18 protein-coding genes and 2 tRNA genes are annotated in these 17,755 nt (G+C 71.8%); 15 read left to right on the top strand and 5 right to left on the bottom strand.

What is annotated here, in order from left to right; all coding sequences use genetic code 11:
• Nucleotides 1–4 precede the first annotated feature (4 nt).
• The 5 genes from FHX44_RS18125 (at nucleotide 5) to FHX44_RS18145 (ending at nucleotide 6,719) form a co-directional block, all read left to right on the top strand.
• Nucleotides 5–283: a hypothetical protein gene (locus FHX44_RS18125; protein ID WP_147256872.1), complete on the top strand. Its 279-nt coding sequence runs from the start codon at nucleotides 5–7 to the stop codon at nucleotides 281–283.
• 167 nt (nucleotides 284–450) lie between these two features.
• Nucleotides 451–2,424 carry a bifunctional MFS transporter/dTMP kinase gene (locus FHX44_RS18130; protein ID WP_170308950.1) on the top strand — a complete coding sequence of 658 codons (1,974 nt, stop codon included), beginning with the start codon at nucleotides 451–453 and terminating at the stop codon, nucleotides 2,422–2,424.
• Nucleotides 2,425–2,494: 70 nt separating this feature from the next.
• Entirely contained in the window at nucleotides 2,495–3,646 is a 1,152-nt protein-coding gene (locus tag FHX44_RS18135; RefSeq protein ID WP_147256874.1) for a DNA polymerase III subunit delta', read from the top strand.
• A gap of 42 nt (nucleotides 3,647–3,688) precedes the next feature.
• The gene (locus FHX44_RS18140; RefSeq protein WP_212612533.1) at nucleotides 3,689–6,445 is read left to right on the top strand and encodes an ATP-binding protein; all 2,757 of its coding nucleotides are present in this window, start codon (nucleotides 3,689–3,691) and stop codon (nucleotides 6,443–6,445) included.
• 85 nt (nucleotides 6,446–6,530) lie between these two features.
• The gene (locus tag FHX44_RS18145; RefSeq protein WP_147256875.1) at nucleotides 6,531–6,719 is read left to right on the top strand and encodes a hypothetical protein; all 189 of its coding nucleotides are present in this window, start codon (nucleotides 6,531–6,533) and stop codon (nucleotides 6,717–6,719) included.
• On the opposite strand, the gene FHX44_RS18150 is transcribed toward FHX44_RS18145, so the two are convergent.
• A complete protein-coding gene (locus FHX44_RS18150; RefSeq protein WP_147256876.1) occupies nucleotides 6,680–7,651 on the bottom strand; it encodes a helix-turn-helix transcriptional regulator in 972 nt (323 codons plus the stop codon). The two genes, FHX44_RS18145 and FHX44_RS18150, sit on opposite strands and share 40 nt — an antisense overlap.
• 55 nt (nucleotides 7,652–7,706) lie before the next feature.
• On the opposite strand from FHX44_RS18150, the gene FHX44_RS18155 reads away from it, so the two are divergent.
• Nucleotides 7,707–8,831, top strand: a complete 1,125-nt coding sequence (locus FHX44_RS18155) for an epoxide hydrolase family protein (RefSeq protein WP_147256877.1) — start codon at nucleotides 7,707–7,709, stop codon at nucleotides 8,829–8,831.
• Here FHX44_RS18155 and FHX44_RS18160 read toward each other — a convergent pair.
• Entirely contained in the window at nucleotides 8,822–9,523 is a 702-nt protein-coding gene (locus tag FHX44_RS18160; RefSeq protein WP_147256878.1) for a class I SAM-dependent methyltransferase, read from the bottom strand. The genes FHX44_RS18155 and FHX44_RS18160 overlap by 10 nt on opposite strands.
• Before the next feature lie 116 nt (nucleotides 9,524–9,639).
• On the opposite strand from FHX44_RS18160, the gene FHX44_RS18165 reads away from it, so the two are divergent.
• Nucleotides 9,640–9,716: transfer RNA gene (locus tag FHX44_RS18165), tRNA-Thr, on the top strand.
• Nucleotides 9,717–9,730: 14 nt separating this feature from the next.
• Here the strand turns inward: FHX44_RS18165 and FHX44_RS18170 are convergent.
• Complete coding sequence (locus FHX44_RS18170) at nucleotides 9,731–10,504, bottom strand: tyrosine-type recombinase/integrase (protein ID WP_170308951.1); 774 nt, start codon at nucleotides 10,502–10,504, stop codon at nucleotides 9,731–9,733.
• 490 nt (nucleotides 10,505–10,994) lie between these two features.
• Between FHX44_RS18170 and FHX44_RS18175 the strand changes: the two genes are divergently transcribed.
• The 3 genes from FHX44_RS18175 (at nucleotide 10,995) to FHX44_RS18180 (ending at nucleotide 13,146) form a co-directional block, all read left to right on the top strand.
• Complete coding sequence (locus FHX44_RS18175; protein WP_212612534.1) at nucleotides 10,995–11,153, top strand: hypothetical protein; 159 nt, start codon at nucleotides 10,995–10,997, stop codon at nucleotides 11,151–11,153.
• Nucleotides 11,154–11,596: 443 nt separating this feature from the next.
• Complete coding sequence (locus FHX44_RS42200; protein ID WP_170308952.1) at nucleotides 11,597–11,770, top strand: hypothetical protein; 174 nt, start codon at nucleotides 11,597–11,599, stop codon at nucleotides 11,768–11,770.
• A gap of 191 nt (nucleotides 11,771–11,961) precedes the next feature.
• Nucleotides 11,962–13,146 carry an epoxide hydrolase family protein gene (locus FHX44_RS18180; protein ID WP_147256881.1) on the top strand — a complete coding sequence of 395 codons (1,185 nt, stop codon included), beginning with the start codon at nucleotides 11,962–11,964 and terminating at the stop codon, nucleotides 13,144–13,146.
• Here the strand turns inward: FHX44_RS18180 and FHX44_RS18185 are convergent.
• Nucleotides 13,129–13,509: a hypothetical protein gene (locus tag FHX44_RS18185; RefSeq protein WP_147256882.1), complete on the bottom strand. Its 381-nt coding sequence runs from the start codon at nucleotides 13,507–13,509 to the stop codon at nucleotides 13,129–13,131. The genes FHX44_RS18180 and FHX44_RS18185 overlap by 18 nt on opposite strands.
• A gap of 118 nt (nucleotides 13,510–13,627) precedes the next feature.
• On the opposite strand from FHX44_RS18185, the gene FHX44_RS18190 reads away from it, so the two are divergent.
• The 5 genes from FHX44_RS18190 to FHX44_RS18210 all read left to right on the top strand — a co-directional run bounded on the left by FHX44_RS18190 (nucleotide 13,628) and on the right by FHX44_RS18210 (nucleotide 16,292).
• Nucleotides 13,628–13,709: transfer RNA gene (locus FHX44_RS18190), tRNA-Thr, on the top strand.
• Between the two features lie 265 nt (nucleotides 13,710–13,974).
• Nucleotides 13,975–14,454 (top strand): PLC family EF-hand domain-containing protein, encoded by a 480-nt coding sequence (locus tag FHX44_RS18195; protein WP_147256883.1) that lies wholly within the window; start codon nucleotides 13,975–13,977, stop codon nucleotides 14,452–14,454.
• Nucleotides 14,455–14,828: 374 nt separating this feature from the next.
• Complete coding sequence (locus FHX44_RS18200; RefSeq protein ID WP_147256884.1) at nucleotides 14,829–15,110, top strand: hypothetical protein; 282 nt, start codon at nucleotides 14,829–14,831, stop codon at nucleotides 15,108–15,110.
• Nucleotides 15,111–15,302: 192 nt separating this feature from the next.
• Nucleotides 15,303–15,740, top strand: coding sequence for a VOC family protein (locus FHX44_RS18205; RefSeq protein WP_147256885.1), 438 nt, complete (start codon nucleotides 15,303–15,305; stop codon nucleotides 15,738–15,740).
• A gap of 189 nt (nucleotides 15,741–15,929) precedes the next feature.
• The gene (locus FHX44_RS18210) at nucleotides 15,930–16,292 is read left to right on the top strand and encodes an MmcQ/YjbR family DNA-binding protein (protein WP_212612535.1); all 363 of its coding nucleotides are present in this window, start codon (nucleotides 15,930–15,932) and stop codon (nucleotides 16,290–16,292) included.
• Here FHX44_RS18210 and FHX44_RS18215 read toward each other — a convergent pair.
• Nucleotides 16,282–17,751, bottom strand: a complete 1,470-nt coding sequence (locus FHX44_RS18215; protein WP_147256886.1) for a carboxylesterase/lipase family protein — start codon at nucleotides 17,749–17,751, stop codon at nucleotides 16,282–16,284. The two genes, FHX44_RS18210 and FHX44_RS18215, sit on opposite strands and share 11 nt — an antisense overlap.
• Between the last annotated feature and the right edge of the window lie 4 nt (nucleotides 17,752–17,755).

A 17,755-nucleotide genomic window follows, 5' to 3' on the forward strand; every position in this document is an offset into this window, starting at 1 on the left:
CCGCGTGACTGCCTGTTCGGATGGTTCGTCGTCCGCGCGGGACGCGCGTGCCGACGGCTCGTCCGCGGACAGCAGGCCAGGGCCGGCGGTCCCCCGCCCCCGCACCCCGGGGCCGTCCGATCCGCCGCCGCGGCCGCGGATCGTCGAGGAGCCCGGTATCCTCGGGCTCTCCCGCCTGACCCGCGGGCGGTTCGGCTCGCGGCTGTTCAACGCGTTCTTCCTGCTGGTGTTCGCGCTGATCATCATCCAGATGATCTCGGCGATCCTCGAGAACCCCTGGTAGTGCGGCCGCACGGGCACTGAGAACCCGCTGTGGCGGCGCTGCGGCCCGCACCGGTGTTGTGGGTACCCCCGGATACCCTGACCGACAACGGCAGGCCCACGCCCCGGAGGAGGTGAGGAGCGATCGCCACGCAGCTGAGCGCCCCCACCTCGCTCCGCGTCCGCAGCGTGCTCGCCATCCCGGCGTTCCGCAGGTTGTGGCTCGTCACCTCGGCCGCGGGCATCTGCGACTGGATGAGCCTGCTCGCGCTCTCCGCACTCGCCACCCAGCTCACCAGCGGTTACGCCGCGCAGAGCTTCGCGCTCGGCGGGGTGGTGGCCACCAAGCTGTTCCCGGCGCTCGTCCTCGGGCCGCTCGCCGGGGCGCTGGCCGACAAGTTCGACCGCCGCCGCGTGATGGTGGTGTGCGACCTGCTCCGGTTCGGGCTCTTCGTCTCGATCCCGCTCGTGGGGTCGCTGTGGTGGCTGTTCGTCGCCACGTTCCTGATCGAGATCTGCGCGCTGTTCTGGATCCCGGCCAAGGACGCGTCGGTGCCCAACCTGCTGCGCAGGCCCGACCAGGTGGAGACGGCCAACCAGCTCAACCTCGTGATGACCTACGGCGTCGCGGTGATCACCGCGGCCAGCCTGTTCGCGGTGATCACCCGCGTGGGCGGGGTCGTCGGCGGCAGCGGGTCGGCACTGCCCACCGTGTTCGTCGCCCTCGTCATGAGCGGGGTCGCGTACCTCGTCATCGCGCTCACGGTCTGGTTCCGCATCCCGGAGATCTCGGGGCGCGCCACGGAACGCAGGGCCGCGGGCCCTGGCCTGATCGCCATGCTCCGCGACGGCGCGTCGTTCGTGGTGCGCACACCGCTGGTCCGCGGGCTGGTCATCGGGATCGTCGGCGCGTTCGCGGCGGGCGGCACCGTGGTGGGCTCTGCCACCCTCTACGCGGCCAGCCTCGGTGGCGGCAACGCCGCGTACGGCGTGCTGTTCGCGTCGGTGTTCGTCGGGCTGGCGTTCGGGATGGGGGCGGCGCCGCGGATGGCCCGCCGCATCCCGCACAACCGGCTGTTCGGCGCGGCGATCGTCGCGGCCGGGATCGCGCTGGTGCTGGTGTCGGTCGCCCCGCACCTGTTCGTGGCGATCGGCGCCGTCATGCTGGTCGGCGGGTTCGCCGGGATCGCCTTCCTCACCGGCCTCACGATCATCGGCGCGCAGGTCGCCGACGAGGTCCGCGGCCGGATCGTCGCGTTCGTGCAGTCGATCGTGCGGCTCACGCTGCTCGGCTCGATGGCGCTGGTCCCGCTGATCGTCGGCGTCGTGAACGCCCGCTGGATCGAGGTGTTCGGCTACCCGGTCCTCGTCGACGGCACCCGCGTGGTGATGCTGGCGGGCGGCATCGTGGCCGCGGTGGTCGGGATGCTCGCCTACCGGCAGATGGACGACCGGCGCACCGAGCCGATCCTGCCCGACCTGCTGGCCGCTCTGCGCCGCGGCGAGCCGCGTCACGGCACGGGCGTGCTGATCGCCGTGGAAGGCGCCGCGGCCGAGGAGACCACCGAGCAGGCGGCCAGGCTGGTCCGGCGGCTGCGGGCAGCCGGCCACCTCGTGGTGGAGCCCGACGGCGGGGAACGGGACCGGGAGCGGTGGACCGCGGCCACCCGGGAGGCGGCGCTCTCCGGGCCGCGAGCGCAGGCCCTCGCCGCGGCGGCGGTGCGGGCCGACCAGGTGGAACGCGTGATCCGGCCCGCGTTGGCCAAGGGAGCGGTGGTGGTGGTCGACAGGTTCCTGGTTAGCCCGCTGGTGCAGTTCGGGGTGGCGGCCGACCGTGCCTCGTCGGCCGGCCAGCCCGGGCTCGACCCCAGCGAGCTGGAGAGCCTCGCCGCGTGGGCCACCGGCCGGCTGCGGCCGGACGTCTCGGTGCTGCTCGACAGGGCGCCGGTGGACGCGCCGCCGCAGGTCGGCGGCGTCGCGGGTGAGGAGCACGTGCGCGTGCAGCGGCTGCTCACGCGGATGGCGGCGGCCGAGCCGCACCGCTACGTGGTGGTCGACCCCGACGGCTCGCCCGAGGAGGTGGCCGAGCGCGTCTTCTCCGGCCTGCAGCCGGTGCTGCCGAAGCCGCCCGCCCACGACGGTGACGCGGCGGTGGTCCGATGAGCGAGCTTGCGAGCGAAGCAATGTCACAGCGCCTGTGCGAAGCGACGGCCGAGCGTAGCGAGGCCGTTCGTTGAGCGTGTGGGACGAGGTGGTGGGGCAGCCGGCCGCCGTCGCAGAGCTCTCGGCCGCGGCGTCCGACCCCGCGGCCATGACCCACGCGTGGCTCTTCACCGGCCCGCCGGGGTCGGGCCGGTCGGTGGCTGCACGCGCGTTCGCCGCGGCCCTGCAGTGCCCCCTGCACGGGTGCGGGGAGTGCGCGTCCTGCCACACCGTCCTGGCGGGCACACACTCCGACGTGCGTGAGGTGGTGCCGGAGGGGCTGTCGATCTCGGTGCGGTCGATGCGGCTGCTGGTGCAGTCCGCCGCCCGCAGGCCGGCCACGGGGCGCTACCAGGTCCTGATCATCACCGACGCCGACCGGCTCACCGAGAACGCCGCCAACGCCCTGCTCAAGTCGATCGAGGAGCCGCCGGAGCAGACGATCTTCCTGCTCTGCGCGCCGTCGGACCACCCGGAGGACGTCGCCGTCACCATCCGGTCGCGGTGCCGGCCGGTCCCCTTGCGCACGCCGTCGGCAGCGGCCATCGCCGACGTGCTGGTTCGCAGGGACGGGATCGACCCGGAGACGGCGAGCTGGGCGGCGTCGGTGGCGGGCGGGCACGTCGGACGGGCGCGCAGGCTCGCTCGCGACCCGGTGGCGCGGGCCCACCGCGAGCTGGTGCTGGGGCTACCGCTGCGCGTGCGCAACCTCGGCGACGCCTTCGCCTACGCAGGCGACCTGGTCCGCGACGCCAAGGCAGAGGCCACCGAGCTCAGCGAGAGCCGCGACGCGGCCGAGCGCGAGGAGCTCGCCGTCGCGATGGGTGCCGGTGGCACCGGCAAGGGGGTCGCGGCGGCCGCGCGCGGGGCGAAGGCCGCCGAACGGGACCTGGAGCGCCAGCAGAAGTCGCGCAACACGCGTACCCAGCGGGATGCGCTCGACCGGGCACTCGTCGACCTGGCCGGATTCCTCCGCGACGCGCTGGTGGTGGGCAGCGGCGCCCAGGTGCCGCTCACCCATCCCGACCGCGATGCCGATGTCCGCCGGGCTGCCACCGACTGGTCCGCCGAGTCGGTGCTGCGCCGGCTGGAGGCCGTGCTGGCCTGCCGCACCGCGCTCGACCAGAACGTGAAGCCGGAGATCGCGGTCGAGGCGATGATGACTGCGCTGCAGCGCGGCTGAAAACATCGGGCCCTGTCGGCGCCGTCCGGCAGAATCATCCGGGTGGGGCATCCGGTGGGCACCGTCATCTCGGCGCGTGAGGCCGAGGTGCTGGCCGCGGTTGGTGAGCACCTGAGCAACGCCGAGATCGCGGCCCGGCTGTTCATCTCGGTCCGCACCGTCGAGAGCCACGTCTCCTCGCTGCTGCGGAAGCTGGGCGCGGACGACCGCAGGGCGCTCACCCTGATCGCAGGCGAGCGCGTGGCCACCCAGCCACCGCCCGCCGGCCTCCCGCCGGCGCTCACCTCGTTCGTCGGCCGGGCCAGGGAACGCGCGGAGCTGGCCGCCGCGCTCGACGGGCAGCGGCTGGTCAGCGCGATCGGGCCGGGCGGGGTGGGGAAGACGCGGCTCGCGCTCGCCGTCGCGTCCGACGTCAGCCACCGGTTCGCCGACGGGGTCTGGTACGTCGACCTCGTCCCGGTCACCGACGCCTCCATGATCGCGTCGACGATCGCGGCCGCGCTCGGCCTCGGTGAGCAGCAGGGCCGCACGCGGCAGCAGACCGTGCTCGACTGGGCCACCCGCCGGCACGCGTTGCTGCTGCTGGACAACTGCGAGCACCTCCTGGACGGCGTCGCCGATCTCGTGGAGCGGCTGCTCGCCGGCAGCCCGGGCGTCACGGTGCTCGCCACCAGCCGCGCGCGGCTGTTGCTGCCGTTCGAGCGGGTGTTCCCGGTGGACGGGTTGTCCGTCGGTGACGGCGCGGACGGCGATGCGGTGGCGCTCTTCGGTGAGCGGGCCGCGGCGGCGGGCGTCGCGCTGGGCCCGGCGGAGCGGTCGCGCATCGCCACGATCTGCCGCGGGCTCGACGGCGTGCCGCTCGCCATCGAGCTGGCGGCCGCCCGGCTGCCCGCGCTCGGCGTCGACGGTCTGGAGGCCGGGTTGGCCGACCGGCTGCAGCTGCTCACCGGAGCGCGCCGCGTCGACAGCAGGCACCGGTCCCTGCGCTCCACGCTCGACTGGAGCTACGCGCTGCTCGAACCGCAGGCCAGGGAGGTGCTGCGCCGGGTGGCGGTGTTCGCCGGGCCGTTCCGGGCCGAGAGCGCGGCGGCGGTGGCGGAGATGGCCCCGCGTGAGGTCGCCGCCCATCTCGCGGCGCTCGCCGACCACAGCCTGCTGGTGCCCGTCTCGGGCTCCGACGGCACGCGCTACCGGGCGTTGGAGACCGTGCGGCAGTACGGCGTGGAGCTGCTGGACGACGAGGGCGAGCTCGCGGAGTGCCGCTCCCGGCACCTGAGCTGGGCGTGGCACGCCGGCACCGAGCTGCTCGCCGACGAGGTGGTCGACACGCCCGGCTGGCGGTCCCGGTTCGACCGGCTCGCCGACGAGCTGCGGGCCGGCCTGGGCTGGGCCGTCGACACCGGCTCGAAGGACGCGTTCGAGGGCAAGATGCTGCTCGCCACGCTGTGCCACCGCCGCGGCATCACGAGCGAGGCGCAGTGGCGCTTCGAACAGGCGGCCGAGCTGGCGCCCGACGACCGGCGCGCGGCGGAGGCCCTGCACCTCGCCGCGGGGGTGGCGGCCAACCGGCTCGCCGGGGACGACGCGATCCGGCTGCACCGCGCTGCGGCCGACCTCTGCCTCCGCGCGGGCGACACCGCGGCGGCGGCCCGGAACCTCGCGCGAGCCGCCGAGCTGTTGAACCGGGCGGCCGGCACCATCGCGGCCTGCACCGATGAGCTCGCGCCGCGCGCGCTGCTGGACGAGGCCTCGCGCGTGGCGGGCGAGGACCTGGTCACCCGGGCACGTATCGCGGCGGCCGAGGCGTTCGCGGTGCTGGAGACCGAGGAGGCGACTGCCGAGATCGTCCACGCCGCCCTGGCCCTCGCGCGCAGGTCGGGCGATGTGATGGCCGAGAGCTCCTCGCTCGACCGGCTCACCACGATCCAGCTCTCTCGCGGGGAGAGCCGAGCAGCGCTCGCGAGCGCGCTGCACCGCATCGAGCTGCTGACGCCACAGGTGCTCGATCCGTGCGTCGGCTTCGAGCTGTCCGACGCCCACGTCATGGCCGTCGAGTCCGCGATCGCGGCGGGCGACCTCGAGGAGGCGCGCAGGCTCGCGGAGCGGCTGCGTGACCTCCCACTGCACCGCGAGGACGCGCACGTCGCGGTGGCCCGCTTGATCGTGGTGTCCTCCCTCGAAGGCGACTGGGAGCGCGCCCTCGCCGCAGGCGATCGGTTCCGCGAGGGTTGGGAGCGGGCCGGGAGCCCGCGCGTCCCCACCCTGCGGCGGGCCGCGCGGGCGATGGCCATGGTCCACGGCATGCGCGGTGACACCGCAGGCCATGACGAGTGGATGCGGATCGTCACCGCGCTCGTACCCACGGCGCGTCAGAACCACGACCAGCACTCCAGCGCGTTCTTCGAGGCGCTCATGCTGCTCCACCTGGGTCGCGCCCACGACGCCGTGCGGTGCCTCGAGATCCCGCCTCACGAGCTGCGGCGCTGGTACCAGGGCATCTGGCGGCCGTGGTACGCCGCGGCGTGGGCCGAGGCGGGGGTGCTCGCCGGGCAGCCGGACGCCGCGGGGCGCATCGCCGCCGTCCGCGCCACCACGGCCGAGAACGCCGTCACGGCCGCCCTCGTGCACCGCGCGTCGGCCCTCGCGGCCGGCGACCGCACGGGCGTCCTCGCCGCCGCCGATGCGCTGGAGGCGGCCGGTTGCCGTTACCAGTGGGCCCGCAGCCTCGTCCTCGCCGGTGGCGCCGACCGCGAGCGGGGCGCGTCGGAGTTGGCCGCGATGGGTGCCGTCGTGGTCTGAGTGCGGCACGCACGGACCCGAATCCGTGGTCGGTCCGTGGTCCGCACGGATGTCCCGGCCGCCGCGGCCGACGATCGTTCCAGGCATGCTGAACCAGCTCCACGCCGCCGCCGACATCGCCGCCGACCGCCGCCGTGCCCTGCAGGCGGAGGCCGACGCCTACCGGCTCGCCCGCACGGCCGGGCGCGCCCCGTCGGCGTCCGGAGCGCGGCCCGCCCGGCGTCGCGGCTGGTTTCAGCTGCTGCGGGTGCGCGCCGGCAGGGCGTCCGCATAGCGAACCGCGAGCCTGCGGATGTGGTCGACCAGCTCGGGCGGCTCGGTGACGTGGAAGTCGAGCCCGAGCATCCCGATCCACACCGCCACGATCTCCAGGCTGTCGCCGCCGGTGACGAGCACGCTCCGGTGCTCGTCGATGGTCTCCACCACCCCGACCGTCGGGTTGATGCGGGCGAGCACCTCCTCGGCGGGGGCGTCCACCTCGATCCGCGCGTGCACCGACCAGCCGGTGAACGCGACATCGCGCAGCACGAACGCGGTGTAGTCCCCACCGGGAAGCGGGTCGGGTGTGAAGCGGGCGCCGCCCGGCACCTTGAGCCGCATCCAGTCCACGCGGTAGCTGCGCCACTCCCGGGTGCGCCGCTCGCGGGCCACCACGTACCACCGCTGCTGCCAGCTCACCAGCCGGTACGGCTCGGCCTCCACGTGCTCGTCGTCGCGGTGGACGAAGCGGATGCCGGTGCTGTCGCGAACGGCCACCGCGAGTTCGGTGAGCAGGGCCGGGTCGACGGGCGTGACGGTCACGTTGGTGGCGGTGTCCGCCGGGCCGGTCGAGGTGCTCTCGTGCAGGGCCCTGACCCTGCGGCGCAGCCGGGACGGCAGCACGTGTTCGAGCTTCGCGAGCGCCAGAGCGCTCGACTCCTCGATTCCCCGCACCGCGGTGACCGCCCGCAGCCCGACCGCGATCGCCACGGCCTCCTCGTCGTCGAGCAACAGGGGTGGGAGCTTGCCGTGGTCGCCGAGCCGATAGCCGCCCTTCGGCCCGCGGATCGTGTCGATCGGGTAGTCGAGCGCCCTGAGCCGCTCGACGTCCTTGCGGACGGTCCGCTCGCCCACGTCGAGCCGGTCGGCCAGGTCGGCCGCCGGCCACGTGCGGGGCGTCTGGAGCAGCCCGAGCAGGGTGAGCAGGCGCCCGGAAGTTTCTCGCACAAGTCCTCCGAGTACAGGAACGAACCGTGCCGGTACCGCCGATAGCGTAGCCACCATGACCAGCACCCAGACGCTCTCCCTCCGCCCCTTCGAGATCGCGGTCCCCCAGGCCGACCTCGACGACCTGCAGCACCGGCTCGAGATCACCCGCTTCCCCGAGCCGGCTCCGGGCGACGACTGGAGCTACGGCACCCCGGTCGGCTACCTGCGCGAGATGGTGGGGCACTGGCGCACCGCGTTCGACTGGCGGGCGCAGGAGGCGCGGATGAACGAGTTCCCGCACTTCCTCACCGAGATCGACGGCCAGACCGTCCACTTCCTGCACGTGCGCTCGGCCGTCGAGGACGCCACCCCGATCGTGCTGACCCACACCTACCCGGGCTCCTTCGCCGACTTCCTCGACGTGATCGGCCCGCTCACGGACCCGGAGGCGCACGGCGGCCGTGCCGAGGACGCCTTCCACGTCGTGATCCCCTCGATCCCCGGCTTCGGGTTCAGCACCCCGCTCGCCGAGGGCGAGTGGACGATGGCGCGGGTGGCTCGCACCTGGGACGCGTTGATGCGCGGGCTCGGGTACGACTCGTACGCAGCACACGGGAGCGACGGCGGGGCGATGGTCTCCCGGGAGCTCGCGATCCTGAACCCGCCCGGGTTCCTCGGCGCCCACGTGCTGCAGCTCTTCTCGTTCCCGTCCGGCGACCCGGCGGAGTTCGAGAAGATGACGCCGGCCGACTACGCGGCGCTGGAGTTCGCGGGCTGGTTCCAGACCGTCAACGGGTACGCGCTGATGAACGCCTCCCGGCCGCAGACGATCGCGGCGGCCCTGTCGGACTCGCCGGTCGGCCAGCTCGCCTACAACGAACTGTTCGAGAACTTCGGCAACGGCACGAGCCTGGTGAGCCGGGACCAAGTCCTGACGCAGGTGACGCTCTACTGGCTCACGAACACCTCGGCGACGGCCGCGCGCTACCACCACGCCGAGCGGAACGCCGAGCCCGTCGTCAACAACGGGCCGATCGGCGTCACGGTGTTCGCCGACGACTTCAAGTCGATGCGGCCCTTCGCCGAGCGGGACAACACGAACATCGTGTCGTGGACCGAGCGGCCGCGCGGCGGGCACTTCGCGGCGATGGAGGTGCCGCAGGACCTGGCGGAGGAGATCCGCGCCTTCTACGCCTGAGGCATCCGGAAGAAGATCATCGGGTTGTCGCCGGGCCCGCGTACCGGCGACAACCCCAGCTCCTCGCGCAGCCCGGTGAGCGTCCCGTAGACGCCCCGGGCCTTCGCGCGTGACGGGGTGAAGAACTCCACGCCCCGCTCGTCCAGCCAGCGGACGACGACCTTCCCCTCGTGCAGGGGCAGCGTGGTGCGGAAGTGGAAGACGTCGTGCACGCTCACCGGGATCCCGGACGGCACCCGCGGGAACAGGTGCTCGAGGTACCAGCGCGCGAAGCGGCTGCTGTGCGCGGCGTCGACGAAGAGGTAGCCGGTGTCGGCGGGCACGCGGTCCAGGGTCTCCCGAATGTCGCCCGGTACGAACGTCCAGCGCCCGTCCGCCAGATCCGGCGGCACGTTGCGCACGACATTGTCGATCCGGTCGAAGCTGTGCAGCTCCCCCACCCCGTTGTCGCGGAGCGCGCTGAGGATCCACGACGTCGACCAGCCGTGGAACGTCCCCAGCTCCATCACGATCGCCGGCCGCGTCGCTCGCAGCAGGAGGTAGGTGATCTCCGCCTCGAGGTCGTCGAGCTGCGGGGTCATCCGCGCACCCATCGACTCCGCGTACTCCCGCTGCTGCTTCCCCACCGCGGCGAGGTCGCCCGCGTACTCGCGGTAGAGCGCGCCGACGTACGCCAGGTCGATCTTCTCCACGGGGCGGCCTCCAGCGCTCGGTACCGGCCAGGCCACTGTATCCGCCGGTCAGCGGCTCACCGGGCCGGGCGACAGGGTGCCGGAGGCCGGTCGCTACACTGGGCCGCGCACCACCCGCCGCCTTAGCTCAGTCGGTTAGAGCGACGCACTCGTAATGCGTAGGTCTGGGGTTCGACTCCCCAAGGCGGCTCCATGTAGATACGCAGGTCATACGGCATCCCGCCCGCTTGCGGCCCGCTCGGGGAGCATGATCACCCGTCGGTTGGTCCGCACCTGGTCCGCATCCGATGTGATCGTGGCGGTGTGGAGGCGGCTCGCCAGCGTGTCCAAGTCGTCGTCAAACAGCTTCGCGTAGACCTCCAACGTGACCTTCGGTGAGCTGTGCCCGAGCATCCGGCAAACCGCGAGGACGGACGCGCCCGCCTGCACCGCCAGCGACGCCGCCGTGTGCCGCAGCCCGTGAGGGGTGACGCCGACGATGCCGGCCCGCTTCGCCGCGGCGTCGAACACCCGCTTGCGGAAGTTGCCGTTGCGCAGGAACCCGCCCTCAGGTGCGGGGAACAGGAGATCGTCGGGCCGGTGCCCCCGGGCCGCGATCGCCTTCTCCAGGTCGGTCAGTAGGAACTCGGGGATTGGCACCGACCGGCGTTCGTGATCCTTCGGCGTACCGAGCTCGGCCCGGCCCTTCACCTCGGCCATCGCCTGCTCGATGTGCCGCCGTCGCCGCATCAGGTCGACGTCTCGCACCCGCAATGCCGCGACCTCGCCCCAGCGCAATCCGATGTACCCCAGAACGTAGATCGGGGTCGCGTACTCGCCGCACTCGTCGGCCAGCTGCTGAACCTGCGCGTGCGTCAGGAACACCTTCGGTCGGGCCGTCGCCCGCGGGAGCGGCACACCGGCGGCGGGGTTGCGGGACAGCCGGCCGTCGAGCACTGCGTACTTCAGCGCGAGCGCGAGCACTCGGTGGATGTAGTGCACGGCCGCCGGGGCGAGCCCGGACGCGCTGAGCTCGCCGGGCCATGCGGCGACGTCGGCCGGGGCAACCTCGGCCAGGGCGACGTTCCGTCATCTGGGCCGGATGTGCTTCTCCACGATCGCCTCGTACCGGACGCGCGTCGTCGGCTTGAGCTGCTGCTGCGCTCGTCTGCGGCCGCCCGGACCCGTACGACCCCGGTCCGCGGCTGCTGCTTGACCGCCGGTTCGGCCCGCGCCGCCGCCATGTGGTGATCCGGCGGCGCGGATGAGCCGGAAGCGGCCCGACCTGTTCGACGACGATGGCCGCCGGTGCCGGGCCGGGCGCCGCGCGTGACGGTGTGCGGGTGGTCGACTCGCAGGGCCGGCGGCTGCGCGGCCGCACCGCGTTGGAGCGGGCGGCGATCGAGACGGCCCGCCGGATGCGGGCGGCCGGGCAGAAGGTCGGTCAGGTCGAGCCGCTACCGACGCCCTGGACCTCGAGCGGGTCACCAAGTTGGCCGCGCACCTCCGTTTGGTCCTGGCCGACGTCGACGTCAGCCGACTGGACGCAACCCCCACGATGCGGGCGCGGCTCGAGGCCGCGGCGGCCGCGCTCGACGCGCTCCACGACGAGCCGGCCCCGATCGACCTGGACCGGCTGCCCCATCGTTGATAGGGGATCAGGTGATCGCCCTTCACAGGCCGCTGACCAGTGCGGACGCCAGGCCGTATCACCGAATCTCACGCGCTGAGCCGGACAGTGGCGCCCAGCGCGCGTGACGGCGGTGATCAGCTGCTCGAGCGCGGGCAAACGAGTGGGTGGGAGCAACGGCCGGGCGAGCTCGCAGGCCTCGCGGAGATCACCGAGGTAGGCCGGTGCCAGGCGGGTGACCAGCCGCTGCGCCGTGTCCATGAACCAGTCCTGCTCGACCGCGGTGAGCTCGGTCCGCGCGGCCTCGATCGTCGCACCGGGTGGCTGTTCGCGTCGGGCCACTACCACCGCCACCGCGTACTGGGCTCGGAGCTCACCCTTACCAGCCAGCCCGGCATCGACATCGATGGGCCCGGCCGGCTGCTGCGCTACGTGCGGACCAGCAGCGGCGATGTCGGAAGGGGATGGTCCGCTACGACCACACCGGCATCTACGACCCGGAGCGCAACGACGCGTCGCCGGCGTACCTCCAGCGGTTCTACGCCAACGACCTGCGGTACGCGGCCAACCCGACCGTCCAGGGCGAGCACAACGTGTGCACCTGTACGGCGGGGCCGCCTAGGCGATCCACCCCATAAAGGCAGCCTACAAATGGCAGAACAATCGGACCGAGCCCCGGGACGCATTCGGCGGCTTGCAGACGCTCTACGACGGAGGACGATGGCTCGCTTCTCCTACATGGGAGCGTCACGTCCGTCACCGCGCCGGACGGTGCGCAGGTGCGCTACGAGTACATCAACCGGCAGGCCCACACCTAAAGGAGACCACCATGACCGATCTCGAAGTCCGCCCCTTCCGCATCGACGACGTTCCGGAAGAGGATCTCGTCGACCTCCGCCGGCGTATCGCGGCGACGCGCTGGCCCGAAAAGGAAACTGTCGAAGATCAGTCGCAGGGGCCGCGGCTCGCGACGATGCAGGCACTCGCGCGCTATTGGGAGACGGAGTACGACTGGCGCAAGTGCGAGGAGAAACTGAAGGCCCTACCGCACTTCATCACCGAGATCGATGGGCTGGACATTCATTTCATTCACGTTCGTTCGGAAGATGAAGATGCGTTGCCGCTCATCGTCACGCACGGATGGCCCGGCTCGGTCATCGAGCAGCTGAAGATCATCGATCCGCTGACCAATCCGACGGCACATGGCGCGAGCGCATCGGACGCTTTCCATCTGGTGATTCCGTCGATGCCGGGCTACGGATTCTCCGGCAAGCCGACGAGTCCCGGCTGGGACCAAGCGCGCATCGCGCGTGCCTGGGCGGTGCTGATGAAGCGCCTTGGATACACGCGATATGTGGCGCAAGGCGGGGATTGGGGCGCGATTATCAACGACGTGATGGCGACGCAGGGATATCCGGAATTGATCGGTTTCCACACGAACCTCCCCAACGCGATTCCCCCCGAAATCAACAAGGCGGCCGCGGCCGGCAGCCCGCCGCCATCGGGTCTCTCGGCCGAAGAGAAGCGCGCGTACGAGACGATTGTCGTTTTATACAAGACTATTCCAACTCAGTTCTTCATGGCGTCGCACCCGCAAACGATGTATGGCGTCGCGGATTCACCCGTCGGCGTGGCGGCCTGGATGCTAGACCACGACCCGGTTAGTCTGCAGCTGATCGCACGTGCTTTTGACGGGGAGCCAACAGGCCTTACCCGGGACGATGTGCTCGACAACGCCACGCTCTTCTGGTTGACGAACACGACGATCTCTGCGGCTCGACTTTATAGGGAGGGGTTCGCCAAGGCCGACTTCGGACCCAAGAACATTTCCATCCCGGTTGCGGTGAGTGTCTTTCCTGACGAGCAAATTCAGGCCCCGCGGAGTTGGGCAGAGCAGGCCTATCCCAACCTCATCCATTACAACAAGCTCGACAAAGGCGGGCACTTCGCGGCATGGGAGCAGCCGCAGCTGTTGTCAGAAGAGGTACGCACGGGCTTAAGATCTTTGCGCTAGCCCGACCCATTCGCAACCGGGAGGGCCAGGGCGACCGCGGTACACGGGCCGCTGCTTGAGGAACGGCCGGGTGTCGTAGCGCTCGCTCGGTAGCGACGTCCGCTCGTCGTCGACGGGCTCGTCGACGCGGGGGTCGTGGCCGATGACGACGACGCGCACGTCGAGCGCGTCATGCCGGTCATCACCGCCCCGGACCGGAACGCCGCGCCGCTCGTGCTCGTCGTCGAGCTGCTCGACGCTGCGGCCGCCCAGCGGTAACAGCAGCGGAAGCGGGCCGATGCTTGCCGTGGATGCTGCCATCGCAGTCGCCTTCGTCGCCGCCTTGATATCCGTGGTCGTCGGCGCGCTCAGCGCCTCAGCCACCGCCTGGAGTGCACACAACACCGCGAAGACCGCACGCGAAGGCCCAATCGAGCAGCGACGCGCCGACGCCTATCTACGGGTGCTGACCATCGTCGAACGCGAGGGACACTGGACCGAGGCCTGGATTGCAAACGGCTGTAAACGCTCTCAAGGCACTCGTAATGCCTAGGTCTGGGGTTCGACTCCCCAAGGCGGCTCCACAGCTCACCAGCACGTTCCCCCATGGGCCCTTGTGCGAGGGCTTCCGGGCAGTTCGGGTAGCAGCTCCGCTCCTCACTCGCCCCACCGCGCGGCTCCCATCCGGCGCGCCACATCCATTGTGGCTCGAACCACCGGCCCGGCAGGGCAAGCCCCGCCGCGAGGAGATCACCACCGGAAGATCGCCGGAGTTCTGACGAGGCTTGACCCTCGACCTACCTGAGGGTGGAGAGTGCAGGGTCGTTGGCATCGACCAGGAGTGGCTGGATGGAAGACGACGTGATGAACCGCGTGACTGCTGCTGTGCAGAGCGGGCAGGCGGGCGATCGAACGACTGCCAGGGAGGACCTGGAGGCGATCTGGGCCGAAGTCGAGCAGCGCGGGGGAGATGCCTTCCACCGCTGCGTGATCGCGCACTTCTTGGCGGACCTCCAGGACGATGACCGGGACGAGCTGATGTGGGACGAGCGTGCGCTGGCGGCCGTTGCCGGTGTGACCGACGAGCGGGCGCAGGAGTACCACGAGTCGTTGCAGGTTCGAGGGTTCATGCCGTCGCTGTACCTGAGCCTCGCGGATGATCACCGGCGGCTCGGCGACGCGGAACGCGCCCACGAGTATCTCAGCAAGGCACGGACCGTGAGCGATGCGCTCGGCGATGATGCGTACGGCGAACTGGTCAGAAGCGGCCTGGGGAAGATCAGTCGAGCGCTGACCGACGGCTCGACCGGCCGACTTCCCAGCCACTGACCTCTGCCCATGGTGTGCGACCGCCAGGCCCGTTCGGCCCTGGCCGCCCGCATGATGCGGCGCTACGTGCGATCTTCCTGGTCGTACCGCAACACCACGACGCCCCTCGCCCCGCTCGCCGGGCGGCCCCAACCGACGCAGGCCGTTCCGGCTCGTACCCACCGGCCCCAGTTCGAGCCGGGAGGGACGTCTACACGGGTACGTGACCGATCCACCAGACCGGCTGCAGACCGTCTTCCGCCTCTCGGTCGTCTTCGCCGTGCTCGCGGCCGCATGGTTGTCCCACAACTGGGGCTCGGACGCCCCGGACGTTGTGAGCAGCGCCGGCGCGGCTCGTGGAGCCGGGGGGCGCCGCAGGACGTCCAGCTCGTGGCGTGCGCCGAGCGCGTGGCCTCGGGCGGGCAGGTGACGAGCTGCGTCATCGACCCCACCGGGAACTCCACCGCAGGATCCTGCCCCTGCGCAGCGCCACCATCGAGGTGGTCGTCCGTGAGGCCCGCGCCGGCGCACCGGTCGGAGAGCCGATCGTCGTCGAGAACGTCACCGGGTGCCCGCTCGAGGCCGAGAGAGGGGGTAGGAGCGGGCCGCGGGACGTGTTCGGCGGCCTGACCGACCGGCACTACGCCGACGTGCTGCGCTCGTTCGTCGAGGGCTGATGCCCGGACGGCCACGACCGGCTCGAGATGGAACTCCGGGCCGCCGGCTCAGCCAGGCACGCCGGCTGCCGAGCCGTGCTGCGTCAGGAGGTTCTCGAAGAGATGTGGCCGGGGATGTCGAGAACCGCCCGACGGCTCCGTCCCCCGCGCAGATGCGGCCACCCGGCCGAACCAACACCGAGGAGCCCCGGCATGACGATCAAGCGTATGGACCACGTCGGCGTCGTTGTCGACGACCTCGAGGCCGCTACCGCGTTCTTCCTCGAACTCGGCATGGAGCTGGTGGGCAAGGGGCCGGCCGAGGGGCGTTGGGTGGACCGCATCGCCGGGCTCGACGGCGTCCGGATCGAGGTCGCCTTCATGCGCACCCCGGACGGCCACGGCCAGGTCGAGCTGACGAAGTTCCACAACCCGGTGGCCACCACCGCCGAGCCGAACGCGCCGGCGAACACGTTGGGCTTGCGTCGCATCATGTTCACCGTCGAGGACATCGAGGACGTCGTTGCCCGCCTGCGCACCCACGGCGCCGAACTCGTCGGCGAGGTGTCCCAGTACGAAGACAGCTATCGGCTCTGCTACGTCCGCGGTCCGGAGGGCATCATCATCGCGCTGTCCCAGGAGCTCGGCTGACCAGGCCTACCTGCCGGCGACGAGATCGAGGGGCTGAGGACCCGGGCAATCAAGCCTCCCGGCGCTGACCCGCTCCGCGACGCCCTTCGTCGATCCTCACGGGGCTCCTCGGCCGATCCGCGAACACGTGATCCGGTTGTACGCTCGACGAGCGCGGCGCGCCGGCCGCGCGGATGCGGGGTTCCCTCGGTGACGCCGGACGAGCTTGCAACGGTTCTGGGTGCGATGCCGCACGCCACCGTCGAGGAGCCGTTCGCGGAGGGCGTGCCGGTGTACAAGGTGGCCGGCAAGGTCTTCGCCATCTTCCAGCCGCACGCCGCGCCACCCGATGTGACGCTGAAGTGCGACCCCGAACGGGCCCGTCAGCTCCGCGAGCAGTACCGGTCCGTCGTCCCCGGGTACCACGTCAACAAGAGGTTGTGGAACACGATCAGCCTGGACGGTGACGTCCCGGACGACGACCTGCTCGATCTCGTGCACGACTCGTACGAGCAGGTCGTCGCCGGGCTGCCGGCCCGTACACGCGCAGCCCTGGGCTCGGCTACGAGGTGATCAGCAGGAGATCCTGCGTGTCGAACATGTGCTTCTCCCAGATCCGGCGGGACGCCTCCTCTGGGTAGGGCTGCACCGTCGCCACCGCGTCGTACACGCGGGTGAACCGCTCCGGCGGCGCGGAGCGTGGCCAGCCCGGGTCGCCCGTCGTCGCGAAGCGGAGCCAGTCGGCCCGCATGACCTGGGACAGATCGGCGGCCTGGTCGGCGACATCGGCACCGAACGTGGCCCGCAGCGCGTCCACGTCGATCGAGCCGAAGACGAGCAGGACGTCCAGGCCGTGCGAGGCGCCGTCCGGCCCGGGACCCCAGCGGAGCTCGTACGTCCAGGCCCGACCGCCGCCGTCGTGCCGGGCGTCGGCGAGCTGGATGCTGGGCATCCGCATCAGCCAGTCCGAGTTGACCAGCTCGTGCAGCAGCGCGGGGCTCGCGTCGGGGTAGGCCGCACGGTAGGCGGCGTCACCGCCGGGGACCAGCTTGTCCAGCGTGGCGCTCGCCTGCGCGTCGGTGATCTCGCCGCCGCGCCGGGCCGCGAGCTGGCGGTACTCGTCACGCGTGTGGCCCACGAGCAGGTCGACGCCGGGCGCGGTGCCATCGGACAGGGCCGGCCACGGCGCCCGCGGCAGCGTGTCGCCGTCGACCACGGGGGAGAACGGCGTCGGGGTCGTCGCCATCGGTCCCCAGGTCCTGACCCGCCGCGGCAGCGAGCGGACGACGGCCTGGGTCACCCGCACCAGCTCGGACGGTGGGATGCGGGCCAGCCCGGCGGCGGTGGGTTCGGCGCCGACGTTCGAGGCGATCGCCGACGAGACGTCCGCCGCGAGCCGGGTGGTGAAGAACGTGCCCGGCAGGCTCTGCACGATCGCCCTGCGGAAGAGCCCGGCCGCCGCGGGCATGGCGAGCAGCGCCGCCACCGAGCCCGCACCCGCCGACTGGCCGAACACCGTGACGTTGCCGGGATCGCCGCCGAACGCCGCGACGTTGTCCTGCACCCAGCGCAGGGCGAGGATCTGGTCGAGGATGCCCCGGTTGTCCGGCGCGCCCGCGAGATGCGCGAAGCCCTCCACCCCCATGCGGTAGTTCAGGCTGACGACGACGGCGCCCTCCGCGGCGAGGACTGCACCGTCGTGGTTCGGATTGGCCGAGCTGCCGTGCAGGTAGGCGCCGCCGTGGATCCACACCATCACGGGTAGGCCGGTGGCGCCGAGGTCGGGGGACCAGACGTTGAGCGTCAGCCAGTCGTCGGACGCGTCGGGCGGCGACGCCGGTTGCGGGACCGGTGGGCCGAACGCGGCGGCATCGCGGACCCCGTCCCAGGCCAGAGCCGGAACCGGAGCCCGGAACCGCAGTGCGTCGACGGGTGGCTGGGCGTAGGGGATGCCGCGAAAGGCCGCGACGGCGCCGTGGCGCGTGCCGCGGACGGTTCCCGCGACCGTGCGGACCTCCGGTTCGAAGCTCATTCCG

This window comes from Pseudonocardia hierapolitana (assembly GCF_007994075.1).
In the GTDB taxonomy this organism is placed as follows: Bacteria; Actinomycetota; Actinomycetes; order Mycobacteriales; family Pseudonocardiaceae; genus Pseudonocardia; species Pseudonocardia hierapolitana.